General features: G+C 69.0%; 8 protein-coding genes. 2 read left to right on the top strand and 6 right to left on the bottom strand.

Features of this window, described 5'->3' with window-relative positions; all coding sequences use genetic code 11:
• Positions 1-463: DUF6629 family protein (locus E8A12_RS14045; protein WP_293369795.1), on the top strand; the 463-nt coding region annotated here is incomplete at its 5' end.
• Here the strand turns inward: E8A12_RS14045 and E8A12_RS14040 are convergent.
• The 4 genes from E8A12_RS14040 to E8A12_RS14025 form a co-directional block, all read right to left on the bottom strand.
• Positions 460-1200 (bottom strand): RluA family pseudouridine synthase, encoded by a 741-nt coding sequence (locus E8A12_RS14040; protein ID WP_293369792.1) that lies wholly within the window; start codon positions 1198-1200, stop codon positions 460-462. The genes E8A12_RS14045 and E8A12_RS14040 overlap by 4 nt on opposite strands.
• Before the next feature lie 10 nt (positions 1201-1210).
• The gene (locus E8A12_RS14035) at positions 1211-1663 is read right to left on the bottom strand and encodes a hypothetical protein (RefSeq protein WP_293369790.1); all 453 of its coding nucleotides are present in this window, start codon (positions 1661-1663) and stop codon (positions 1211-1213) included.
• A gap of 75 nt (positions 1664-1738) precedes the next feature.
• Complete coding sequence (locus tag E8A12_RS14030) at positions 1739-3043, bottom strand: replication-associated recombination protein A (RefSeq protein WP_293369788.1); 1305 nt, start codon at positions 3041-3043, stop codon at positions 1739-1741.
• Positions 3043-3486, bottom strand: a complete 444-nt coding sequence (locus tag E8A12_RS14025; RefSeq protein WP_293369786.1) for a helix-turn-helix domain-containing protein — start codon at positions 3484-3486, stop codon at positions 3043-3045. The genes E8A12_RS14030 and E8A12_RS14025 overlap by 1 nt, the downstream gene beginning before the upstream one ends.
• Positions 3487-3566: 80 nt before the next feature.
• Between E8A12_RS14025 and E8A12_RS14020 the strand changes: the two genes are divergently transcribed.
• A complete protein-coding gene (locus E8A12_RS14020; RefSeq protein ID WP_293369784.1) occupies positions 3567-4193 on the top strand; it encodes an FMN-dependent NADH-azoreductase in 627 nt (208 codons plus the stop codon).
• On the opposite strand, the gene E8A12_RS14015 is transcribed toward E8A12_RS14020, so the two are convergent.
• The gene (locus E8A12_RS14015; RefSeq protein WP_293369782.1) at positions 4190-5923 is read right to left on the bottom strand and encodes a serine hydrolase domain-containing protein; all 1734 of its coding nucleotides are present in this window, start codon (positions 5921-5923) and stop codon (positions 4190-4192) included. The two genes, E8A12_RS14020 and E8A12_RS14015, sit on opposite strands and share 4 nt — an antisense overlap.
• 84 nt (positions 5924-6007) lie before the next feature.
• The coding region (locus E8A12_RS14010) for a Do family serine endopeptidase (RefSeq protein WP_293369780.1) at positions 6008-7234 on the bottom strand (1227 nt) is incomplete at its 5' end.

The following is a 7234-nucleotide window of genomic DNA, read 5'->3' as shown; positions in this document are numbered from 1 at the left end:
CCTGGTCCTGGTCTATCTGCTCTTCGCCCAGGTGTTCTGGCCGGTGTACGCGCCCGTGGCGGTCTGGTGCCTTGAGCCCCATCCCAAGCGCCGCAATCTGATGCTGCCCTGGATTCCCGTCGGCCTGGCAGTGTCGGCCTACCTGCTCTGGGGTCTGCTGCGAGGGCCCGTGACCGCGTCGGCGGGCAACATGCACGTGATCTACACGACAGCCCAGGTCCACATGACGCCGATCGGGGCCGCATATCTTGCCGCCGTCTGCGTGCCGCTGTTCATGTCGTCCTACCGCTCGGTGCTGGTGTTCGGCGCGATCGTGACCGTGGGCTGGCTGGTCGCCTACGCAGCCTATCTTGCGGAATTCCAATCGGTCTGGTGCTTCTTCGCAGCGGCCGCGAGCGTGGCTGTCGTCGGCCACTTCGAAGTGGCGCGCTGGCAGCCGCTCCGTCTGCGTCTGAGCGTCTAGCTCGACAGCCCAAGGACCGCGACGAGGCCGGCCATGTCCGCCGGGACCGGCGCCTCCAGGCGCTTCTCGCCGCCCGACGGGTGCGGGAAGGTCAAGGCCGCGGCATGCAACATCAGGCGCGGGATCGCATGCCCGCCGACCACCAGCGCGCCGCCATAGCGCGCGTCGCCGGCGATCGGGCGCCCCAGGTGGGCCAGGTGGACGCGCAACTGGTGCATACGCCCGGTCTCCGGATCGAGCTCCAGAAGGGCCGCGCCGGGCGCCTCGGCCAGGGTGCGGTAGCGGCTGCGGGCCGTCTCGGCGTCGGGATGATCGGGCGGGCAGACCCGCATGAACGCCTCGCGCCCCTGCTCGTCGCGGCGCAGCGGAACGTCAACGACCCCGGCCTTAGACTCCGGCGCGGCCGGGGTGACGATGGCGCGGTAGGTCTTTGCGAACTTCCTGGCCATCATCGCCTTGCCGAGGAATCCGGCCGCGGGCTTGGTCCTGGCGGTCAGGATCACGCCGGAGGTGTCGCGGTCCAGGCGGTGGATCAGCCGCGGTCGCGCCTTGCCGGGCTTGGCGAAGGCCCAGAGCAGTTCGTCCAGAGTATGGACCTGACCGCGACCACCTTGGCTCGACAGGCCCGCTGGCTTGTTCAACGCCAGGATATCGGCGTCCTCATAGATCACCAGGCTGCGGACGAAGGCCGTTTCCTGCGGGCTGAGCCGTACGGGTTGAGGGGCCTTGGTCTTCACCCGCTCCGACTTAGCGGAGCACGCCCCGCTTCGCCATCATCCAGGCGTACCAGACCAACAGCAGGCAGACCGCCACCAGCACCGCGCTGAACGCCGGCGTGACCGCCATCAGCTTCCCGTTGGCCGTCGAGTGGTAGTAGGCGATGCTGATCAACAAGCCCGCCAGCGACGCCACGAAGGCGTGAACCGCCCAGCGCACGCGCAGGAGCAGCAGGATCGACCCCAGCACCGAGCCCCAGACCCCCACGGACCAGTCGATGAGCATCCACGCCGGTAGGGCGTGCATCGCGGCGATCTGGCCATCGGTCATCTTCATGCTGTGCAGGTAGGCTTGGCCGCCGCCGAGGTTGCTCATCACGAAATCGTAGCCGCCAAAGCCATTCCATAGCAGCGCGATCACACCCACCACCCACAGGTGCCACGGCGTGGCGCTGCGCGGCGTTTCCATCGTCGTCGTCGCCATTGCGATCCTCCCCCTTATCGAGGATCGAAGCCTAGGCCCGCGGAAACCGGATCACAACGTTAGCCGAATCTCGGCTCAGCCGCCCTTGTCCCGGCGCAGCGCCGCCCAGCGGTCGAGGCGCTCCCTGATCCGCGCTTCGGCCCCCTCGCCTTTCGGCTGGTAGAAGGTCTGCCGGTCCATCTCGTCCGGGAAATAACTCTGGCCGGAGAAACCCTCCGCCTGATCGTGGTCGTAGGCGTAGCCCTTGCCGTAGCCAAGGTCCTTCATCAGCCGCGTCGGCGCGTTGCGGATATGCATTGGAGGTCCGAGCGAGCCGGTCTCCCGAGCCGCCTTCATCGCCGCGCCGTAGGCCTTGTAGACCGCGTTGGATTTGGGCGCCGTGGCGAGGTGGACCGTGAGCTGGGCGAGCGCGATCTCGCCCTCGGGGCTGCCTAAGAAGTCGTAGGTGTCCTTGGCCGCATTGGCGAGGATCAACGACATGGGATCGGCCTCGCCGATGTCCTCCGCCGCCGCGCGGATCAGCCGGCGAGCCACGAACAGCGGGTCCTCGCCACCGGCCAGCATGCGGGCCAGCCAATAGAGCGCCGCATCCGGATCGGAGCCGCGGATCGACTTATGCAGCGCGGAGATGAGGTTGTAGTGCTCCTCGCGGTCCTTGTCGTAGGCCGGGCTGCGTTTCTGAAGAACCTGGCCCAATTCCTTGATCGACAAGGGTTTCGCCGAGCCGATGTTGAACAGGGTCTCGGCCAGGGTCAGCAGATAGCGTCCGTCGCCGTCGGCAAGCGCGGTCAGAGCCTGGCGGGCGTCCGGCTCGAGCGGCAGGGACCGGCCTTCGAACGCCTCAGCCTTTTCCAGGAGGGTCTCCAGCGCCATATCGTCCAGGCGCTTGAGCACGAAAACCTGGCAGCGCGACAGCAGCGCTCCGTTCAGCTCGAAGGACGGATTCTCGGTGGTGGCGCCGACCAGGGTGACGATCCCCTCCTCAACGAAGGGCAGGAAGCCGTCCTGCTGAGCGCGATTGAAGCGGTGGATCTCATCGACGAACAGAAGCGTCGACTGGCCGGCCAGGCGGCGCACGCGGGCCTGCTCGAAGGCCTTCTTCAGGTCGGCGACGCCGGAGAATACCGCCGACAGCTGATGGAACTCGTAGCCCGCCTCCTTTGCCAGCAGGCGCGCGATGGTGGTCTTGCCGGTGCCGGGCGGGCCCCAGAGGATCATCGAGGCAAGACGATGGGCTTCGGCCATGCGGCGGACTGGGCCGTTCGAACCCAGCAGATGATCCTGGCCCATCACCTCGTCGAGCTTCTGCGGGCGCAGGCGGTCGGCGAGCGGCGACGGCGCCTGGGGCGTCAGGCCCGCGGCTTCGAAGAGGTCGGCCATCAGTCGTTCGCGGCGTCGAAGCGCGCCCGCGCCGCCTCGATCTCGTGCCGGTTGGCGAAGGCCCAGGCGCCGAGGGCGTCGATCGGCGCGAACAAGGAGTAACCGAGCGACGTGAGCTCGTAGTCCACCCGCGGCGGAATGCTCGGAGTGACGGTTCGCGTGACGAGCCCGTCACGCTCCAATCCCCGTAGCGTCAGGGTGAGCATCCGCTGCGAAATCCCGTTGATCGCGCGCTTGATCTCGTTGAACCGCTTCGGGCCAAAACCCAGCAGGCGCACGATCATCACGCTCCATTTGTCGCCGATCCGGGCGAGGATCTCAGTGATCGGGCGGCAGGAGTCGGTGACGGAATGCACCCCGTCCCTCTGTATGCGCGCAAACAGGTCCGCGCCGTCGACAGGCGCGATCGCAGGGGCGGTCACATCGGTGTGCTTGGGTTTCAAAAAAGTGCCTTCTTGTGCGGCTCGGGGTGGTTACTCAAATAGTGCAGGTCACAAACCAATACCAGTATGAGGCCTTCCCTGTGAACGTGCTCCACATCGATTCCAGCATCCTCGGCGACCAATCCGTCAGCCGCAAAGTCTCCGCCGCCGCGGTGGCCTCCATCGTCGCGGCCAATCCGGGCGCCAAGGTGACCTACCGCGACCTGGACGCCCAGCCCGCGCCGCACCAGTCCGGCGTCCTGATGGCCGCCCGGGCCCTGGATCCCGCCGCGCGCAGCGCCGACCAGGCCCGCGATGTGGCACACGCCGACGCAGTGCTCGACGAGTTCCTGGCGGCCGACGTCGTGGTGATCGGCGTCCCCATGTACAATTTCGGCATTCCCAGCACCCTGAAGAGCTGGATCGACCACCTGGCGGTGGCCGGAAAGACGTTCAGCTACTCCGAGGCCGGCGTGCAAGGCCTGGCCGGAGGAAAGCGGATCGTCCTGGCCTCCTCGCGCGGCGGCTACTACGGCTCCGAGAGCCCGATGGCCTCCCTGCAGCACCAGGAAAGCTACCTGCGCGGCTTCTTCGGCTTCATCGGCGTTCCCGACGTCGAGGTGGTCAGCGCCGAGGGCGTCAACTACGGCCCGGACCACAAGCAGAAGGCGCTCGAGGGCGCGGTCGCCCACGCGGCCAGCCTCGGCCGTACGCTGCAGGCGGCTTAAGGCACCGGACGTCTCAGGTGATCGACGCCTGAGGCGATCGCCCGCATCGGCCGTCCATCGATGGGCGCGTCGAAGCGCATGCGCTCTGGCGACCAGTCCTTCTCGCCGGCCCGCCAACTGCCGTCCGACAGGCGGATGAGCGGTGTGACGTCGTCGACGAACAGCGCTTCGCCCTGGGCGGCGACCCGGAAGCCGCCGTGCCAAGGGTCGTCGCACCCATACCAGCCGGTGAGCGCCAGCAGAGTGGCGGGCGTCGCCGGGCTGAAGGCGGCGACCGGGCGATCGGCGACGGCCCGGACAAACTCCACGCCGTTCCACCAGGCCCGCACCACGGTCTTGTCCGTGCGTCGGAACACCAGCGGACGCGCCGCGGCCTGCGGCGCGATCGCGATGAAGGCATCCTCCTCATAGGGTTCCATCGCGACGGCCTCTTCGCCCAGCCGCGCCATGATCCCGCGGCCGGTGGCGGCGACCGTCAACCCCGCGCCGCCCTGGCTGACGTAGTGTCCGAGGTAGGCCTCTACAGGCGGCGTCTTGGGCGGGGCGGCCGACGGCGTGGCCTTGGGGCCGCCCTCCACCACCTCGCGCAAGCGTTCGCAGGCGAACGCGGTGATGTCCCGCGGACGATAGGGCACCAGGCCGACATTGGTGCTGGCGAAGGCGCCGACACCAGCCTGCGGATCGACGTGCAGGGCGGAGTTGTAGGCCAGCATTCCGCCGGTGTGATGCAAGAGCTTGCGGCCGCCCACTTCGACCACCGCCAGGCCGTTGGCGTACTGCGGCGCCCCCCTCGCCGCCCAGCCGGGCGCGTCGATGGTGGCCCGGGTGAAACGCGCGGCGCCGGCGTCCGAAAGGATCGGCGCGCCCTTGCCCTGCCCCGCCGCGATCAGCCAGCGGCAGTAGAGCGACATGTCATGGGACGTGGAGGCGACACAGCCCGCGCCTTGGGTCACCTCGGTCCAGGGGCCCGGGCCCAAGGGCCCCGCCACCGGATAGCCGCGGTCGCCGTAGAGCGCCGAATACCCCTGGGCGTAGGCCGCCCGGTCGCCCGTGAGGATCGAGCCCTTGGTGGCGTTCATGCCGAGCGGCGTGAGGATGCGCAGCCGGATCACTTCGGCCAGCGGCTTGCCCTCCAGGCGCTCGACGATGGTCCCGAGCATCAGGAACCCCAGGTTGGAATAGGACCAGTGGCTCCCCGGCTCGAAGCCGCGCCATAGCCGGCCATCGCCGCCCCGCGGGAACAGCGGCGCGTCGTCCGGCAGGCCCGAGGAATGGTTCAAGAGGTTCTGCACCGTGATCCTGGCGCCGCTGGGCAGCGGCGCGCCGGGCAGCAGAGTGGCGATATCCTGGTCGAGGCTGAGCTTCCCCGCCTCCATCAGGTGGAAGACGCACAGCGCTGTGAACGACTTGGAGATCGAGCCGATCTCGAACAGGTGGCCGGGCGTCAGCGGGACCTTGCCGCCCAGCTCCGCATAGCCGAACCGCAGATAGGCGGACGTACCGCCCGGGGCGACGGCGCAGAGCGTCAACCCCGGCAGGCCGTAGGCGACCATGTGCTGGGCGGCGTAGGCGCGGATGTCCTCGAAGGCGGCGGCGAAGCGCTCGGCGCCCGGCCCGTCGACAGCCAGCGCTCCGGCGGGCTCCGCGCCGGCCGCCGCCGCGCCGGCGGCCACGGCCAGCCCCGCGCCGGCCAGGCCAAGTCCCATCACCGCGCGCCGATGCATGTTCATCCTGCAATCCCCCGTCGCGGCGAACAGCGCCGCTCGACGAGGATGATCAGCCGCCGGGCCGGCGCGCAAGGCGCCGGCTGCGGATCAGGTGCGGAAGGTCGCCGTAAGCTGGTGGCCGTTGCGCTCGATGGTCACCTGCCAGACAGGGGCTGGCGCAACCACGGCGCTGGAGAGGTCGGTGACGCTCTTGATGTCGCGTCCGTTGACCGCGCGGATGATGTCGCCGGGCTGGACGCCTAGCTGCTGAGCCACCCCGGCGGCGGTCTTGGTGACCAGCACGCCCGCCCGGCCGAAGGGATCGATGCCCACCTCTTCGGCCACCGCCGGCGACAGGTTGACCACCGTCGCGCCCTGGAACGGGTTGCGCCCGGCGATCACCTTCTCGTCGCGCGCCGGCACCGCAGGCGCGGCCTCGGCCTGCATGGTGAGCGGATGCTCGGCCTTGTCCCGGCGGACCGCGACGCGGACCGTTTCGCCCGGACGATGGTTGCCGATGGCATAGTTCAGCGCCGCAGCGTCGACCACCGCTTCCCCGTCCACGGAGGTCACCACGTCACCCTGTTTGACGCCGGCTTTCGACGCCGCACCGCCCGGCCAGACGTCCGCCACCAGCGCGCCGGACGGTGTCGCAAGGCCCATGGTCTTGGCGATCTCCGGCGTCACGCTTTGCAGGCGGGCGCCGAACCACGGACGCACCACGGTCTGGCCGCCATTCATGGCCGTCTCCACCACGCGGCGCACCACGGCGGCGGGGATCGCGAAGCCAATTCCGGAAGACTGGCCTGACTGGGAATAGATGAAGCTGTTCACGCCGATCAGGTCGCCGTCCATGCTGACCAGCGCCCCGCCGGAGTTGCCGGGATTGATCGCCGCGTCGGTCTGGATGTAGGCGCCGGCGTCGCCATCCGGGTTGGCGGTGCGGTTCTTGGCCGAGATGATGCCATTGGTCACCGTCTGGCCGACGCCGAAGGGGTCGCCGATGGCCAGGACCAGGTCGCCCACCTCGATGTCGCTGCGGTCGGCGATGGCCATGACCGGCAGCTTCTCGCCCGCCGGCACGTCGATCTTCAGGATCGCCAGGTCCGTGCGGGTGTCGGCCAGCAGCACCTTGGCCTGGAACTCGCGCCGGTCCGAGAGCGAGACCGTGATGTCCGTGCCGCCCTCGATCACATGGTTGTTGGTGACGATCACCCCGTCGGCGCGGACGATGACGCCGGATCCGAGCGAGCCCTCCACCCGGTTGCGCGGGGCCAGGCCGAACATCTGCCAGAAGGGGTCCTGCTGGCGAATGGTGCGCTTCGACGAGATGTT

It is taken from the genome of Phenylobacterium sp. (assembly GCF_004799395.1).
Lineage (GTDB): Bacteria > Pseudomonadota > Alphaproteobacteria > Caulobacterales > Caulobacteraceae > Phenylobacterium.
Note: the sequence above shows the minus strand (reverse complement) of the source record. Positions and strands in the feature narration are given on the sequence as shown.

Bases quoted from the DNA above. Each gene is read 5' to 3' on its own strand.
- E8A12_RS14035 (WP_293369790.1), bottom strand. From the start codon at position 1,663: ATGGCGACGACGACGATGGAAACGCCGCGCAGCGCCACGCCGTGGCAC.
- E8A12_RS14015 (WP_293369782.1), bottom strand. From the start codon at position 5,923: ATGAACATGCATCGGCGCGCGGTGATGGGACTTGGCCTGGCCGGCGCG.
- E8A12_RS14030 (WP_293369788.1), bottom strand. From the start codon at position 3,043: ATGGCCGACCTCTTCGAAGCCGCGGGCCTGACGCCCCAGGCGCCGTCG.